Origin of the sequence: Sorangium sp. So ce362 (assembly GCF_051519845.1) — a bacterium.
Taxonomy (GTDB): Bacteria; Myxococcota_A; Polyangia; order Polyangiales; family Polyangiaceae; genus Sorangium.
The window spans coordinates 4360170-4376452 of record NZ_CP150332.1 but is presented as its reverse complement, the minus strand read 5'-3'; the positions used below and the strand labels follow the sequence as shown (position 1 = coordinate 4376452).

The following is a 16283-nucleotide window of genomic DNA, read 5'->3' as shown; positions in this document are numbered from 1 at the left end:
GGATCGGATTTCTGGGCGCGAAATCCACGTTTATTACTCGAGCGTCCTCTGGCAGGCTGTCGGGTTCTCGGAGCGGAGCTCCCTCGCCATCACGGTCATCACCGGCGTCACCAACATCGTGACCACCCTCGTCGCCATCGCGACCGTCGACCGCGTCGGGCGCAGGCCGCTGCTCGTCGCGGGCTCCATCGGCATGGCGCTGACGCTCGGCACCATGGCGGCCGTGTTCGGCGCCGCCGGCGAGGACGCCGCGGGCAACCCCGTCCTGAGGGGTGCCGCCGCCGTCCTGAGGGGTGCCGCCGGCGCTGTCGCGCTCGTCGCGGCCAACCTCTATGTCTTCTGCTTCGGGGCGTCCTGGGGTCCGGTGACCTGGGTGCTGCTCGGCGAGATGTTCGAGAACCGCATCCGCGCCCTCGCCCTCTCGGTCGCGGCGGCCGCGCAATGGCTGGCGAACTTCCTCGTGACCGCGACCTTCCCCGCGCTCAAGAAGGCCGGCCTGGGCGTCGCCTATGGGCTCTACACCGCCGCCGCGGCGGCCTCGCTGGTGTTCGTCGTCGCCTTCATCCCCGAGACGAAGGGCAAGGAGCTCGAGGAGATGTGATGTGATGTGCGCCGTCCGTGGACGGCTATCGCAGCGAGCGCGTCTCGGTCGGCACCCACCTTCCGAACCACTCGAGGCCGGGGTGCCTCACGTAGGCTACATAGCCGAACAGCGCGAACAGCGCCGCCGAAGCCGCGAGCAGCGCGCCTGCTGCGCGCCTCGCCAGCGCGGACCTGTCCATCGCCGGAGCGAGCAGCAGTCCGAGGCCGCTCGCGCCGTACATCGCCGCGGCGAGCGCCGGGTTTTGCGTCATCCCGTGGCGCGCGATGGCCAGCGCGAGCATCAGGTTGGTGAGGCCCCCGAAGGCCCCGAGCAGGAGCAGGGGGCCCAGACGCTCGCCCAGCCACAGCGCCGGTGCACCAACCACGAGCAATGTCCCGAAATAGGCGAGCGGCTCTCCGAAGACGATGTTGTATCCGCCCGGGATGGGCCATGTCAGCACGATGTGGAGGCCCGTGATGAGCAGGAGGAGCCCGGACGCCCCGAACGCCCAGGCGAAGCTGCGGCGGTGAGGCTGCGAGTCGCCGGCGGCGGGCGTGCCGAGGAGATAAAAGGCCCCGAGCGCCAGCGCCGCCGCCGCCGTGACGAGCGCAAGCGTGAGATAATTGATGTACATGGATTCCTCACCGTCGTGCGAGCTGGTCGTCGCCGAGCCAGCGCCCGACGCTGCCGAGCCGCGCCTGAGAACGTAGCGCCGGCGTATGCGTGCCGGCAGCGCGGCGACGCCCGCGGAGATGCGACGTACGTCAGCCAGGCGTGGGCACGTCCGCGTCCAGCCGGTCGAAGCATCGGAACGGGTCCTCCAGCATCTCGCGCACGGTGCGCACCAGCACGCTCGCGTGGAGGCCGTCGATGAAGCGGTGATCGAACGTGGCGCTCACGCGCATCACCTTGCCGGGCACCACCTTGCCGTCCTCCACCACCGGCTCGTCCCTCACCGCGCCCGGGACCACGAGGACCGGCGTCCGCGTGTAGGGCACGAGCGGCACGTAGGCGTTCTCCAGGCCGAGCGAGCCGATGTTGGTCACCGTGACCGCGCCGAACGGGTCGCGGGGCAGCCCCAGCTTCGACAGGTCCAGGTTGAGCGTGTACATCATGAACGAGAGCAGGCGCAGAAAGGCGTTCATGAAGAGAAACGGGATGTGCCGGATCGCGCGCTTCGTCTCTTCCACCGCCCTGTCGCGCCGGTGGCGCGCGCGCTCGATCGTCCGGTCCAGCTCGTCGACGATCTGCACCAGGCTCTTCTCATGGGCCCGTTCGATCGTGGTCACGGTGAGGTCCACCTCGCCGTCGCCGCCGACCGCCTGCACGACCAGCACCGAGACGGTGACGCCGCGCCGGAGGTAGATCTTGTTCCAGCGCAAGATCGCATTGGCGTCGGGGCAGCGGCGCAGCGCCTCGGCGCAGGCCTTGGTCACCAGGTGAGTCACCGTGAGCCGGCGGCCGGTGCTGTGACGGAACGCCTTGATGTAGTCGAGCGCGCGATCCATGCGCAGGGTGAGCGTGCCGTACACCGATGGATCGTACGCGGTGTGCCAGGTGCCGATCGCCAGCTTGCGGAAGCTGGAGATTTCCTGTTTGGGCACGAGATCGAGGTTGGGCATGGTCCACCCCGCCATGGCCCCACGGGCTGCATGGCTCGGGCCACCGAGGCGTGCGGCGCGTCCCGGCTCGTCATGCGAGCGGAGCAACGGCGCCAGGGAGTCAGCATCCAGCGCTGCTCACCGCGCCTCCTGCCCGGCCTCGCCGGTCGCTCCGTGCCCGCCTCGAGCGCGGGCGGGTCGCCCTCGGGCAAGCCGAGCTGGCGTGCCGGAGCAGCCGCCGGACAAACGAGGCATTCGGGACCGAGCGGGCGGGACGGCTCCGCCCGCATCGTCTCAGCAGGTGGACTGGACTACTGCGGCTGACGGGCCAGCAGGCCGATGATGGGGAGAGCCAAGAGAATCGAGAAAGCAATCCCCATCGTCCAGCGCACCCACCGCTTCTGCGGATTGTTCACCCAGTAATACAGCAGCAACGACAGGAACAGGGACTGCAGGAGAACCTCTGGAAGCCCCCTGAGATGGACCCATGCCGGTAATGTCGTATAGAGCATCCCCTCGATCGAGCCCGGAGCTGGTCCGAACGTGCCGAGGATGCCTATCGCCACCAGCGTGCTCCACATCACCAGCCGGCCGCTCTTCGTCCCGAAGAACGGCTCGCGCAGCATGTAGAAGACTCCCCCGAACACGATCCCCCTGATGGGCTGAAACAGCGGTCCCGCCATCACCCAGGGATCGCTCGTCGGCCGCATCAAGAGGTTCAGGCTGGACTCTGCAAAGAACCGCGTGTAATCGAGCAGCGACGACGCCAAAAGGCCCACGATCGTGTATGTGACAGAATGGGTCACGACCGTCTTGACCACGATCTCGAGAAGCGTTGGTCGCGCTGGGCTCACGGCATGCCCCCTGTGAGACGAGGTTGTGGACACTGTGTTGTGTCGATGGTTACAGTTGCACGATGTGGTGATCGCGGTCACACGATCGGCATCGCTTGAGGATCTCGTGCTGCTGGCGAGCCGTCCCGAGCGTGCAAGGCGCGCCAGGTGCCAGGGGGCTTGACGCCGCGCTCCACGTGAAACGTGGTGGTCCGTATCCGTATTTCCGTATCGCCATGTTGATATTGCAGGGCACGTGCCAACGACGGCCCCGGCCACATCACGCCACGCCCAGGCTACCTGACCCCGGCCGTGCGGAGCACGCAAGCCTGGTTTCCGTGCCCAACTCCCGGCCCGGGGAACCCGCGCGGGGACCTCCCGCCGGACTTCATCGAGATCTGGCGCGGCGGCGTCGCCGAGGAGCCGCAGCGGCGGTCATGGGCAGCGAACCTGCAGTTCTTGCGTCGACGCGAACGAAGCGCGCAGGTGTTTCACCAGCAGTGTCCGGACACTCCGTGGTGCCATCGCCGCGGCGGCGTCGCGCGATGCGATGGATCAACAGGCACGCGCTTCGGCGCTAGGTCAGCGGCAGCGTGAACCGGAAGGTCGTCTTCCCGGGCGCGCTCTCCGCCCAGATCCGCCCCCCATGGGCCTCGACGAGCCCTCGCACGATGTAGAGCCCGAGGCCCAGCCCGGCGGCGCCTCCGGCCTTCGCCTCGCGCGTCCGGTAATAGCGGGCGAAGAGCCTCGGCAGCTCGTCCGGCGCGATGCCCTTCCCCTCGTTCTCGACCGCCACGAGCACCTCCCCGCTCCGCCGTTCCACCTCGATCCTGATCGGCGTCTCGGGCGCGCCGTACTTGGCCGCGTTGGACAGCAGGTTGGTGAGCACCTGCTCCAGGCGCCCGGGATCGGCCAGAAGCGGCGGGACCCCGTCCAGCACCTCGACGTCGACCCGATGTCCCCTCGTCGCGTCCGCCGTCCGCTCCACCGTCGCCCGGATGAGCGCTGGCAGATCGACCTCGATGCGCCTGAGATCCAGCCGATGCGACTCGAGGCGGGAGACGTCGAGCAGATCGTCGATCATCCGGTTGAGCTGCATCGCGCTGGCCAGGATGTGCTGCGCCTTGTCGCTGCATTGCTGTTGCTTCGAGAGCACGGCGGCCTTGAGGACGATCGTGGTGATCGGCTGACGCAGGTCATGGGCGATGACGCTGGTCCACTCCTCGCGCATCCGCGCGAGCTCCTTCAACGGGCTGATGTCCTCGCCAGCGACGATGGCGCCCGTGATCTTCCCCGCGCCGTCGCGGAGCGGCGCGGCGGCGACGAGGATGGTCCGGTACGAGCCGTCCGCCGTGGCGACGAGGAGCTCCTCGCCGGGGATCGTCTCGCCACGCATCGCCCGGCTCGACGGCAGCTCGTCCAGCGTGAGGGCGGTGCCGTCCGGGCGCCGCACGCGACCGACGTGCTTGCCCCGCTCCGGCACGCCCCCGGTGAGCTCGCGCGCGTGCGGGTTGGCGAGCACGCGCTCTGGGTCGTTTCGATCGATGAGCAGGAGCGGGATCGGCGCGCTGTCGAAGACGGTTCGCAGCGTCCTCCGCTCGGCGTCCAGCTGCGCGAGCAGGCGCTCCCGCTCCTCCTCGGCCCGCTTGCGCGCCGTCACGTCCTCCACCTGGGCGATGTAGTGAATGGGCTCGCCGTCCGCGCGGCGCACGACGGAACCGTGCAGGATGACGGGGATGACCCTTCCGTCCTTGTGGATATACCGTTTGGCGAGCTGATAGCGCGGGATCTCACCGCGGCGCAGCTGCTCGACCAAGCCCACGTCGGTGTCCACGTCGTCGGGGTGGGTGATGTCCTGGAAGCGGAGCTTCGAGAGCTCGTCGGCCGCGTAGCCCACGATCTCGCAGTAGGCGCGGTTGACGCGGATGAACCGTCCGTCGAGCGCGATGATGCCCTTGCCGATGGGCGCGTTCTCGAAGCTGAGCCGGAAGCGCTCCTCGCTCTCGCGGAGCGCCTGCTCCGTCTGCTTGCGCTGGGTGATGTCGCGTCCCTCGGGAATGAGCATCACCACCCTGCCACGGTCATCGGTGATGGGCTTGATGGAGAAATCGATGCACCGCCGCCCGCTCGCTCCGATCACATCGAGCTCGTCCCGCACGAGCCGGCCCGCCGCGGCCTCGGCGACCGCGGCGCGGACGCGCGCCTTGTGCTCGAGACTCCACCCCGGCAGCTCCCAGAAAGGACGGCCGATCGTCTCTGCCTCCGTGGTCCCGCAGAACTCGAGAACGGTGCGGTTGTTCTCGAGGACGATGCCCTCCGGCGAGAGCAGGCCGACGAACTGGAGGGTTTCATCGAAGATCGCCCGAAAGCGCTGCTCGCTCTCGCGGAGCGCCCGCTCCTGGTGCTTTGTGCGTTGGAGCTCCTGGGCCATGCGGCCCGAGGTCCGCGCCCGTGATAGCGCGAACGCGGCGTGCTGTCCGAGCAGGGCCGCCGCACCTTCATCCTCCTCGGTGAACGTGGCGGCGCTGATCTTGTTGGCGAGGTACAGGACACCGACGAGCTGCTGATCCTGGAGGAGGGGTATCCCAAGGAAGCTCTTGAGCGGTGGGTGCTCGGGAGAGAAGCCATCGAAGCGCTCGTCTTCGCAGAGCTCCGGGAGGCGCAGCGGCGTCCTGTCTCGGTGGACCGCCTGGAGTCGCCCGCGCGGGCGGGGAGCTTGCGCCGACGATCTCTCCCACTCGGCCGTGGCGCTGCTGCAGATCCAGAGATCGAAGGGCGCGTCGTCGCCGGCGTAGACACCGAGGGCCGCGTACTCCGCGCCAGCGATGTCGCGCGTCCGGTCCACGATGCGCTGGAGCGCCGCCGGCAGATCGAAGCTGTCGCCGATGTCGGCGGTGGTCCGCTGGACCGCCTCGATCCGGGCGTCGGCGCGCGCCTTTCCCTGGCGCGCGAGGGCGCTGTCCAGGCCGATCGCGAAGAGCGCGGCAAGCGCGCCGAGATCGACGCCGGCGCGGGGGTAAGGGTGGGGCAGGCAAAAGGAGAGGACGCCGAGGCAGCGCTCGCGGACGCAAAGGGGCATCGATACCACGCTCTGTGCGTCGGTCCGCGCGCAGAGGTCACGCGTCATGGATGGCCCTGGATCGAGGGAGCGCACATCGGTCATCACCTGAATCCGACCCGAGCTCGCCGCCCATGCATCGAGCAGCGGCGCGCCCCGCGCCACCCGCGCGAGGCAGAGACGGATGTCGGCGGGCAGGTGGCGGTGGGAATGGATCCCGAGCTCGCCGGTGTCCTCGGAGGTCAGGAGCAGGTAGGCAGCGCGCGCGCCAAGCTCCATCGCCTGGTCGAGCAGGAGCCCGGAGAGCTCGTTGAGATCGGCTGCGCGCGCCACGCGGAGCGCAGCGCGCTCCACGAGCTCGCCCGGCGCAGGGCGGGGCGCGCAGCACCCGCCCTGGCAAGGCGAGGCCCTGTAGACGACCGCCTCGTCGTGGCCGCTCGACGCTTCGATCTCGATCTCTTCTGGCGACATCGTACCCTTCCCTGATCGGTCGATTGTTGCACGAGGGCCACGCTGCCTGAAGCGCCAGCGTGGACACGCCGATGGGGATGACTTCCCCGCACGCCGATCTGTTCATGCTCGCCGGCGACAGGAGCTCGGCGCGGCGCTCTGAGCAGCTCGCCCCGGCCGCTCTCAGCAGCGCATGCTCAGCGCGCGCACAGCTGGCTATCCCACCATCGCCCCGCGGACCCGGGGCTTGCTACTTGCTACTCCGTTCGCGAGTGCCGAGGCCCGCGGAAGTGAGTCGCTCGTCTCCTCCTGTTCCTCCTCTCGCCGCGGCCGGACAGGCAAAGCCGTCGCGCGGCGCCGGTGAGATCGTCCCGGCCGACTGCATCTTGCTCGGCGCAGACAGCCTCTCGATCGACCTTTCGATGCTCACGGGCGAGACGGCCCCGGTCGAGCGCGACGCCGCGCCGATCACCTCGCCGGGCCGAGGCGCGCAGGAGCTCACGCTCCCGAGCCTGCTCCCGAGCGGCGCGTCCGTGGTGACCGGCGCGGGCGAGGCGCTCGTGTTCGCGACGGGCGCGGAGAGCGCCGCGGGCAAGATCGCCAGGCTCCTCGAGCAGGGCGGGCGCGAAGGCTCGCTGCTCGAGCGCCAGGTCGCGCAGCTCTCGCACGTCACCGCGGCCATCGCGGTGATCGCCGGCGCGGCCACGCTGGTGCTCGCGCAGGCGTTCCACCGCGTCGGCCCGCTCGGCGCGCTCACGTTCGCGATCGGCGTGATCGTGGCGCTCGTCCCCGAGGGGCTGCTCCCGACGCTCAGCGTGTCGCTCGCGATCGGCGCGCAGCGGATGGCGGCGCGCGGGGCCCCGGTGCGGCGCCTCTCCGCGGTCGAGGTGGTCGGGTCGGTGACGACCATCTGCACGGACAAGACGGGAACCCTCACGCAGAACGCGCTCTCGGTGCGCTGCTTCATCCCCGCGCACGGCGCGCCCCTGGACGCGGAACAGGCGGCGCGGGTCGCGGCCGCGCTGTGCAACAACGCGCGCCCGGCGCCGGCGGGCGGCGATTACGAGGGCGATCCGGTCGACGTGGCCCTCGCGCGCTGGGCCGCGACCGGCGGGGTGGAGCTGACCGAGGCGCGCGCCCGGTGGCCGCGGATCGCCGACACCGCGTTCGACGCGCGCCGGCGCTACATGGCGGTGACGTGCGCGGAAGGCGGCGCCACGCGGGACTTCGTGAAGGGGGCGCCCGAGGCGGTCGTCGCGCTGACCGGCGCACCGGCGCCCGCAGGTCTCGACGAGGCGGTGGTGAGCGCGGCCGAGCGCGGTGAGCGCGTCCTCCTGCTCGCCGTGAAGGCGGCCAGCGGCCCGCTCACGTGCCTGGGCCTCGCCTGCCTGCACGACCCGACGCGGCCGGAGGTCCCCACGGCGATCGCCGCGTGCAGGCGCGCGGGCGTGCGGGTCGTGATCCTGACAGGCGATCACCCCGCGATCGCCCGCTCGGTGGCCGCCGCCATCGGGCTGGATGCGGCGGATCGCATGGTCGAAGGGCCCGAGATCGACGCGATGGACGACCGGGCGCTGCTCGAGCTGCTCCAGGCCGGCGCGAGCCTCGCGCGCACGACGCCGGAGCAGAAGCTGCGGGTCGTGCAGGTGCTGCGGCGGTCCGGCGAGGTGGTCGTGGTGACTGGCGACGGCGTGAACGACGCCCCCGCGCTCCGCGCCGCCGACGTCGGCGTGGCCATGGGCCTGCGCGGCACGGAGGTGGCCAAGCAGGCGTCGGACATCATCCTGTCCGACGACAACTTCGCCACGATCGTGGCGGCGATCGAGGAAGGCCGGGCCATCAAGCAGAATATCCGCCGCTTCGTGAGCTATGTGTTCACGAGCAACGTCGCAGAGCTCGTCCCGTTCCTTCTCTACATCTTCTTCCCGATCCCTCTCCCGCTCGCGATCGTGCAGGTGCTCGCGATCGACCTGGGGACCGACGTGCTCCCTGCGCTGGCGCTCGGCGTGGAGCCGCCGTCGCCCGCGAACTTGCTGGTGCCTCCGGAACCGCCCCGAAAGCCGATCCTCACCCGGGCGCTCGGGCTGCGGACTTTCTTCCTTTACGGGACCGTTGAGGCACTGCTCGGCGTTCTGGCGTATTTCGGCTTTTATTGGGCGCACGGCTGGAGGCCATTCGACTCGCTCGAGCCGTTTCGCGGGCTGGAGCGAGAGGCGGCGACGATGACGTTCGTCGGGATCGTCTCGGGTCAGATAGGGTGTCTGTTCGCGCAGCGCGACGGGCCCCTCGGGAAGCGCCTCGCGTTCTGGTCGAACCCGTGGGTAGCCGCGGGGCTCTCGATCGAGGTCGCGCTGACCATCGCCCTCATCTACGTGCCGGGGCTGAACCGGCTCTTCGCAATGGTCCCGATAGGATCGGCGTGGCTCCTGTGGCTGCCCGGGGGCGCCGCGGTGATGGCGCTCGCCGATGCGCTGCGGCGCGCCGTGCTGGCGCACGGTCCGCTAGTCATGCCTGGCGCGGTCCGGAGCTGCTCGGGCCGCCCGCCGGCGCGCCGGCGGCGGCCGCCTCGAAGTGAGCGGTGACGTGGTAAACGCCGGCCTGGAGATCGAGGCAGAGGCGCAGGCCGCTCTTCTCGAGCACCCGCATCATCGCCTTGTTGGTGAGCAGGACGTCCGCCTCGAAGCCCGAGATCCCCCGGGCTCTCGCGATCTCCGCCATCCGCCGCATGAGCAGGGTCCCGACCCCCTTACCCTGCCACTCGTCGCGGACGACGAAGGCGACGTCGGCCAGGTTGTTCTTCTGATCGACGTCGTACCGGGCCATCCCGATGATGGTCTCGTGCTCCGGGCCGGCGCAGGCCACGATGGCCATGTTCTGATCGTAATCGAGGTTCACTAGCTGCTGCATCTCCTCGTGAGGGTGCTCCCGCTTGTGGCTCATGAAGCGGCGGTAGGTGCTCTCGTCCGAGAGTCGATAGAAGAGGTCCTGGAGCGCGGACTCGTCGGAGAGCCGGACCGGCCGGCAGAGCAGCTCCTCGCCCGACGGCAGGCGCGCGGCGCGCGTCTCCTGCCAGGGGTAATCCGCGCGCGAGATGACCTGATCGACGAATACGTAGCGGCGCTGCTTGGCCGCGGCGAGGAGGTCGGCGCGGTGGTCGGGGTGGGCGATCTCGATGAGCGCGAGCGCGCGCTGCCGGATGTTCCGGCCCCAGAGATCGGCGACGCCGTGCTCCGTCACCACGTAGTGCACGTCCCCGCGGCTCGTCACGATGCCGGCGCCCTGCTCGAACGCCGGCTGGATCCGGCTGATCTTGCCGTCCTTCGCGGTGGATCGGAGCGCGATGATCGGCTTGCCGCCGCGGCTCCGCGCGGCGCCCCGGATGAAGTCGACCTGGCCCCCGATGCCGGAGAAGAAGCGGCCCATCAGCGTGTCGGCGGCGACCTGGCCGGTCAGGTCGACGGCGAGGGCCGCGTTGATGGCGACCATCCTGTCGTTCCTGGCGATCGTCAGCGGATCGTTGGTGAAGGCGGACCCGCGCATCTCGATGACGGGGTTGTCGTGGGCCCAATCGTAGAGGGCGCGGCTCCCGAGGAGGAACGACGTCACGAGCTTCCCTGGCAGGAGGGTCTTCCTGCGGCTCGTGATCACGCCGCGCCGGACGAGATCCATCATGCCGTCGGAGAGCATCTCGGTGTGGACGCCGAGGTCGTTCCTGCCGCCGAGCGCGGCGAGCACGGCGTTCGGGATCTTGCCGATGCCCGTCTGGAGCGTGGCGCCGTCAGGCACGAGCGACGCCACGTGGCGGCCGATCGCGCGGTCGATCTCGTCGAGCGGCTCGGCCTCGCGCTCGGGCAGCTCGCGGTCGACCGGGACGAGGTGGGCGATCCGGTCCACGTGCAAGAACGAGTCTCCGTGGGTGCGGGGCATTCGCGGGTTGACCTCGGCGAGGATGAGATCGGCCGCGTCGACGGCGGCGCGGACGATATCGACGGAGACGCCGAGGCTGACGAAGCCGTGGGCGTCCGGGGGGCTCACCTGGATGAGGGCCACGTCGATGCGTACCCGGCGCGACAGGATCAGATCCGGGATCTCGGAGAGGAAGACCGGCATGAAGTCGGCGCGCCCCTCGTGGATCGCCTCGCGGACGTTCTGGCCGATGAAGAACGCCGTGTGACGGAAGCGCCGCTCGAGACCGGGGCGGACGTACGGCGCGGGGCCCTCGGTCATCAGGTGGACGATCTCGTTGTCGGCGAGGTGGTCGCCGGACTCGACCATTGCGTTCACGAGATCGCTCGGCTCTGCGGCGCCCGAGCCGACGAGGATGCGGCGCCCCCGCGGGATCGCGCGGATTGCTTGCTCGGCGGTCGTGATCTTGTCGGCGAAGCGTGTTTGCCAGTCCGTGACCGTTCGCTGCATGGTGCGCCTTCTCCCGTGCTCCACGGGTTTCAGCAAGAAGCGGTCCACCGGCCGGAGCTCGGCGCACACGGTCCCCTCTTCATCGGGGCGGGGCGATAGACCTGATCCAGTGCGCAGCCTGCGCCATGCCGACGGCATCGGGCCCCGCCGCGCCCGAGCGCGCGCCTGCAGCGGCTGCGGGCGAGCGCAAACCGTCCGCCGGGCGGGACCGCGCGCGGCGGCTCAGACCGCCGTCGAGCCAGGGGGGCTCGGCGGGGCGATGCTCAAGGACCTCGGCCAGGCATGTCGCTGGTGGTCAAGAGTTCACCCGCCGCGCCGCATCGAGCAAGAGCCGCCGCTCGGCCGCCGCGATGACCTGGCGCGCCGCCGGCTCGGCGTCCGGGTTCACCGAGATCGAGGTGATGCCGAGCCGCACGAGGTGCTCGGCGAACTCCGGGCGGTTCGACGGCGCCTGGCCGCAGAGCGACGAGGTGATCCCTGCCGCCCTGCACGCCTGGATGATCCGCCCGATGGCGTCGAGCACCGCCGCGTCGGACTCGTCGAACAGCTCGGCGCATACCGCGGAGTCGCGGTCCACCCCGAGCATGAGCTGGGTCAGATCGTTCGAGCCGATCGAGACGCCGTCGATGCCCATGCGCGCGTACTCCGGGATCCAGAACGCGACGGAGGGCACCTCGGCCATGACCCAGCGGTGCAGCCCGCGCTGGCGGCCGAGCGGGCTCCGGTCGATGAGCTCCAGGCAGGCCGCGAGCTCCCAGCGCGTGCGGACGAACGGGATCATGACATGCAGGGTCGGCGTCTCCTCGCGGACGCGGGCGAGCACCTCGAGCTCGAGCGCGAACAGCTCCGGCTCGCGGACGTACCGGTAGCAGCCGCGGTATCCGATCATCGGGTTCTCCTCGGCGGGCTCGAACTGCTCACCCCCCTTGAGGCCGCGGAACTCGTTGGTGCGGAAATCGTACGTCCGGTAGATGACCGGACGGGGCTGGAAGGCGCGGGTGATGCGGAGCAGCGAGGCCGACATCTTCTGGAGGAACTCGTCGCGGCCGCCGGACGCGATCAGGGCCTTCGGGTGCACGCCGCCGAGCGCGTCGAGCAGCATGAACTCGGCCCGCAGCAGCCCCACGCCGTCCACGGGCAACGCGGCCACCTCCTCGGCGCGCTCGGCGATCGCCAGGTTCACGTAGAGCCGCGTGCCGAGCACCGCCGGCGAAGCCGAGCGCGAGCCGACGGCGGCCGGCACGCGCTCGGCCGGCGCCTCGGACTTTGCGGCGGGCCCGGCTGCCGCATCCGCGGGCGCCCCGTCCGGAGCGGCGCCGGGCGCGTCCGCGGCGGCCCGGACCCCTTCGAGGATCTTGCCGTGCGCGCCGTCGACGGTGACGATCTCGCCGTCCCGCAGGGTCCGCGTGGCGGAGCGCGTGCCCACGACACAGGGGATGCGGAGCTCGCGGCTGACGATCGCGGCGTGGCAGGTCATCCCGCCGCTGTCCGTGACGAGGGCCGCCGCGCGCCGGATCGCGGGCACCCAGTCGGGCGACGTCATGGGCGCCACGAGGACCTCGCCGGCCTTCAGCCGTTGCCCCTCCTCCGGCGAGCGGAGCACACGCACCGTCCCCGAGGCCGTGCCCGGGGACGCGCCGAGCCCCGAGACGAGGAGCTCTCCGGGGGCAGGGTGCGGCGCACCCAGGGTGGTGATCGGGCGGGTTTGCACCAGGTACGTCGCCCCGCCCTCGACGGCCCACTCGATGTCCTGCGGGGCGTCGTAATGCTCTTCGACCTGCAGCGCGAGGCGCGCGAGCTCGAGCACCTCGTCGTCCTTGAGCACGCGCCGCGCGCCCTCGTCCTCCGGCAGATCCACGCGCTGCTCTCCGCCGTCCGGCGCGCGCACCAGCTTGAACGCCTTGTGGCCGACGCGCGCCTCCAGGAGCCGCGGCCCGCGCTTCGCGACCGTGTACGTGTCCGGCTCGACCTGCCCGCCGACCATGACCTCGCCGAGCCCGAACGCCGCCTCGATGACGAGGCGTGACGTATCCTTCGTCGCGGGATCCGCGGTGAAGATGACGCCGGAGCGCTCGGAGCTCACCATGCGCTGCACGACGACCGCCAGGGCGGGCTCCTCCGTCAGGCGCTGGGATTTCCGGTAGCTGACCACGCGCTCGCCGAAGGCGGAGGCCCAGCAGTTGCGCACGCGATCCAGCAACGCCTGCTCGCCGGTCACGTCGGTGTACGTCTCGTGCATGCCGGCGAACGAGGTCGAGGCCGAGTCCTCCGAGGTGGCGGACGACCGGACGGCCACGGTGGCGTCGAGCCCCAGCCTCCGGTAGGCGTCGACGATCTCCGCCTGGATCTCTGCCGGGAGCGGCGCGGCCCGGACGAGGCGCCGCAGCGCGGCGCAGGTCGCGTGCAGCCCGGCCGGGTCGCTCGGATCGGCCTCGGTGAAGAGCTCGACGAGCTGCTTTCGCACGCCCGCGGCGTCCATCGCCGCGAGGTACGCGTCCGCGGTGATGACGAAGCCCGGAGGCACGGGCAGGCCGGCGCGCGTGAGCTCCCCGAGGTTGCTGCCTTTTCCGCCGGCGGACGCGACATCGTTGCGGGACAGCGAATCGAACCAGAGGACGTGCTCGGCCACCGTATCTCCTCGTCGAGAGCGGGATGAATCCGCTCGCCGCTGCCGCGCCGGCGGCACGCTCGATCGCCCGTGCGTGCGTCGGAGCAACAAGCGGACCCGCCGCCGTACGCGCGCTGGTCGTCTGCTGCTCGAATCGAGCGGCACGGACCGTGCTCACCGGCCCCGCATGGGCGGCGCAGAGACCGGCTTTCATCCTGGCGATCGCGCGGTGCTCGACCGGCCGGGGATCGCCGCGCTCCTCCAGGGCCTGCGGGAGGAGGGATACCGCCTCATCGGTCCCACGCTCCGCGGCGGGGCCATCGTGTACGACGAAATCCAGGGCGCGGAGGAGCTCCCCGCCGGCTGGACCGAGCAGCAGGATGCCGGCCGCTACCGGCTCGCCAGGCGCGCGGACGAGGCTCTGTTCGGCTACGCGGTCGGGCCGCGGTCGCTCAAGCACCTCCTGTTCGTCCCCCGGCTTCGCCTGGTGCAGCTCAGGCGGCGAGGCGGATCCATCTCGCGGACCGACGAGGCCGAGGCCCCTCCGCGCCTCGCCATCCTCGGCGCGCGGGCGTGTGACCTTGCCGCGATGGACGTGCAGGACCGCGTCTTCGTCGACGGCCCGCATCCGGATCCCGACTATGTGGCGCGCCGCAGGGGCCTCTTCGTGATCGCGGTGCAGTGCGGACAGGCCGGCGGGACGTGCTTCTGTGTGTCGATGCGTACGGGGCCGCGCGCGGAGCGTGGCTTCGACCTCGCGCTGACCGAGCTCCTCGACGATGGCCACCGTTTCTTCGTCGAGGTGGGCAGCGACGCCGGCGCTTCCTTGCTCGCTCGCGCTGGCGCTTCCAGAGCGGGCGAGGACGACGCCCGCGCAGCCTTCGAGGTCTCGCGCCGCACAGCGACCCAGATGGGCAGGACGCTCGATACAGACGGCATCAAGGAGCTCTTCTATCGAAACCTCGAGCACCCCCGCTGGGATGACGTGGCCGAGCGCTGCCTCGGATGCACGAACTGCACGCTCGCGTGCCCGACGTGCTTCTGCAGCACGATCGAGGACGCGACAGACCTCCCGCTCGATGAGGGCCGGGACTCCACGTTCGCAGGTCCCTCCGGCGAGACGGCCGAGCGATTCAGGCGCTGGGACTCGTGCTTCTCCCTCGACCACTCGTACCTGCACGGCGGCAGCGTCCGCGCCTCGCTCCGGGCCCGCTACCGGCAGTGGCTCACGCACAAGCTGGCCACGTGGATCGATCAGTTCGGCACGTCCGGCTGCGTCGGCTGCGGCCGGTGCATCACGTGGTGCCCCGTCGGGATCGACATCACCGAAGAGGCGGCCGCGATCCGGGCCGGAGGCGGCGCGGTCGCCGCCGGGAAGGTGTAGGCGCCGATGAAGGCCGAGGAGCTCCTGCCCATTCTCGGAGCCCATCCGTTCCTGGAAGGGCTCCCGGCCGCGCACCTCGCGCGCCTGGCCGAGGGCGCGTCTGCGCGGAGCTTCCCGGAGGGGGCGTTCCTCCTCCGGGAGGGAGGCGAGGCAGACACGCTCCACCTGCTCGCGCAGGGACGTGTGACGCTCGAGATCCACCGCCCCGGCCGCGACCCTGTGCAGGTCGAGAGCCTGGCGGGCGGGGACATCCTGGGCTTGCACTGGCTCTTCCCGCCGCGGCGATGGGTGCTCGACGCGCGGGCGGTCACGCCGGTCCGCTCGCTCGGGCTCGACGCGGCGCACCTGCGCGCGTGCTCGGACGCCGATCCCGCGCTCGGGTACGCCGTGTCCCTGCGCCTCCTGCGGCAGCTCTACGCGCGGCTGGAGCGCGTGCGGCTGCAGCGGCTCGACGTCTACAGGGCCGAGCCATGACCTTCGTGCCGCGGAACATCCCGCTGCCCTTCGCGCCGGACGCCGCGATGCCGAACCCCTGGGCGCCGGAGCCGGCGCGCGTGCGGCGCGTCCACCGCGAGACGGCGGCGACTTTCACGGCGACGATCGACCTGCCGGGCCGCCCGGGCGGCCTCGTCTTCGCGCCCGGCCAGTTCAACATGCTCTACGCCTTCGGGGTCGGCGAGGTCGCGATCTCGATCAGCGGGGATCCCGCGCGGCCCGATCGGCTCCTGCACACGATCCGCGAGGCGGGCCCGGTCACGCGCGCGCTCGGGCGCCTCCGCTCGGGCATGGAGCTCGGGCTGCGCGGCCCGTTCGGGAATCCGTGGCCCGTCGACGAGACGCGCGGCGCAGACGTGCTGCTCCTCGCCGGCGGGCTCGGGATGGCGCCGCTGCGGCCGGCGCTCTGCCACATCCTCCGGCACCGGGCCGCGTATGGCCGCGTCGCGCTGCTCTACGGCGCCCGCGGGCCCGAGGACCTGCTCTACCGCAGGGAGCTCGAGCGCTGGAGCCGTCGAGCCGACCTGCAGGTGCTCGTGACCGTGGACCGCGCAGGCCCCGGGTGGCGCGGGCACGTCGGGGTCGTGCCGGCCCTCCTGCGTCTCGCCGACTTCGATCCGGGCCGCGCGGTCGCGTTCGTCTGCGGGCCGGAGGTGATGATGCGCTTCACGGCGCGCGAGCTCGAGCGTCGCGGCGTCCCCGGCGAGCGCGTCCACGCCTCGCTGGAGCGGAACATGAAGTGCGCGGTGGGGATCTGCGGCCGCTGCCAGCTCGGGCCGAGCTTCGTCTGCAAGGACGGCCCCGTGCTCCGCTACGACCGCGTGGAACCGCTGCTCGCGGTCCGGGAGCTGTGAG

General features: G+C 71.1%; 10 protein-coding genes and 1 pseudogene. 5 read left to right on the top strand and 6 right to left on the bottom strand.

Going from position 1 to position 16283, the window contains the following annotated elements; all coding sequences use genetic code 11:
• Positions 1-13 precede the first annotated feature (13 nt).
• Positions 14-601 (top strand): annotated as a pseudogene (locus WMF17_RS16940) (MFS transporter); the annotation flags it as partial.
• 25 nt (positions 602-626) lie between these two features.
• Here WMF17_RS16940 and WMF17_RS16935 read toward each other — a convergent pair.
• The 4 genes from WMF17_RS16935 to WMF17_RS16920 all read right to left on the bottom strand — a co-directional run bounded on the left by WMF17_RS16935 (position 627) and on the right by WMF17_RS16920 (position 6546).
• Complete coding sequence (locus tag WMF17_RS16935; RefSeq protein ID WP_437650468.1) at positions 627-1217, bottom strand: DUF981 family protein; 591 nt, start codon at positions 1215-1217, stop codon at positions 627-629.
• A gap of 130 nt (positions 1218-1347) precedes the next feature.
• Positions 1348-2205 carry a 2-oxo acid dehydrogenase subunit E2 gene (locus WMF17_RS16930; protein WP_437650467.1) on the bottom strand — a complete coding sequence of 286 codons (858 nt, stop codon included), beginning with the start codon at positions 2203-2205 and terminating at the stop codon, positions 1348-1350.
• Positions 2206-2495: 290 nt separating this feature from the next.
• A complete protein-coding gene (locus WMF17_RS16925; protein WP_437603112.1) occupies positions 2496-3005 on the bottom strand; it encodes a hypothetical protein in 510 nt (169 codons plus the stop codon).
• Positions 3006-3594: 589 nt separating this feature from the next.
• Positions 3595-6546, bottom strand: a complete 2952-nt coding sequence (locus WMF17_RS16920) for a PAS domain S-box protein (protein ID WP_437650466.1) — start codon at positions 6544-6546, stop codon at positions 3595-3597.
• 269 nt (positions 6547-6815) lie between these two features.
• Here WMF17_RS16920 and WMF17_RS16915 point away from each other — a divergent pair, with 269 nt between their 5' ends.
• On the top strand, positions 6816-9107 hold the full coding sequence (locus WMF17_RS16915) for a cation-translocating P-type ATPase (protein WP_437603110.1): 2292 nt from the start codon (positions 6816-6818) through the stop codon (positions 9105-9107).
• Here the strand turns inward: WMF17_RS16915 and WMF17_RS16910 are convergent.
• Together WMF17_RS16910 and ppsA are read right to left on the bottom strand one after the other, a co-directional pair.
• Complete coding sequence (locus WMF17_RS16910; RefSeq protein WP_437603109.1) at positions 9031-10941, bottom strand: GNAT family N-acetyltransferase; 1911 nt, start codon at positions 10939-10941, stop codon at positions 9031-9033. The genes WMF17_RS16915 and WMF17_RS16910 overlap by 77 nt on opposite strands.
• Before the next feature lie 295 nt (positions 10942-11236).
• Positions 11237-13570, bottom strand: a complete 2334-nt coding sequence (gene ppsA / locus WMF17_RS16905; RefSeq protein WP_437650465.1) for a phosphoenolpyruvate synthase — start codon at positions 13568-13570, stop codon at positions 11237-11239.
• 166 nt (positions 13571-13736) lie between these two features.
• Here ppsA and WMF17_RS16900 point away from each other — a divergent pair, with 166 nt between their 5' ends.
• Genes WMF17_RS16900 through WMF17_RS16890 form a run of 3 tightly spaced genes read left to right on the top strand, consistent with a single transcriptional unit; the run spans position 13737 to position 16282 of the window.
• The gene (locus tag WMF17_RS16900) at positions 13737-14933 is read left to right on the top strand and encodes a 4Fe-4S dicluster domain-containing protein (protein WP_437603107.1); all 1197 of its coding nucleotides are present in this window, start codon (positions 13737-13739) and stop codon (positions 14931-14933) included.
• 6 nt (positions 14934-14939) lie between these two features.
• Positions 14940-15407, top strand: coding sequence for a cyclic nucleotide-binding domain-containing protein (locus WMF17_RS16895; RefSeq protein ID WP_437603106.1), 468 nt, complete (start codon positions 14940-14942; stop codon positions 15405-15407).
• Positions 15404-16282, top strand: coding sequence for an FAD/NAD(P)-binding protein (locus WMF17_RS16890; RefSeq protein WP_437603105.1), 879 nt, complete (start codon positions 15404-15406; stop codon positions 16280-16282). The genes WMF17_RS16895 and WMF17_RS16890 overlap by 4 nt, the downstream gene beginning before the upstream one ends.
• The last annotated feature ends 1 nt before the right edge of the window (position 16283 follow it).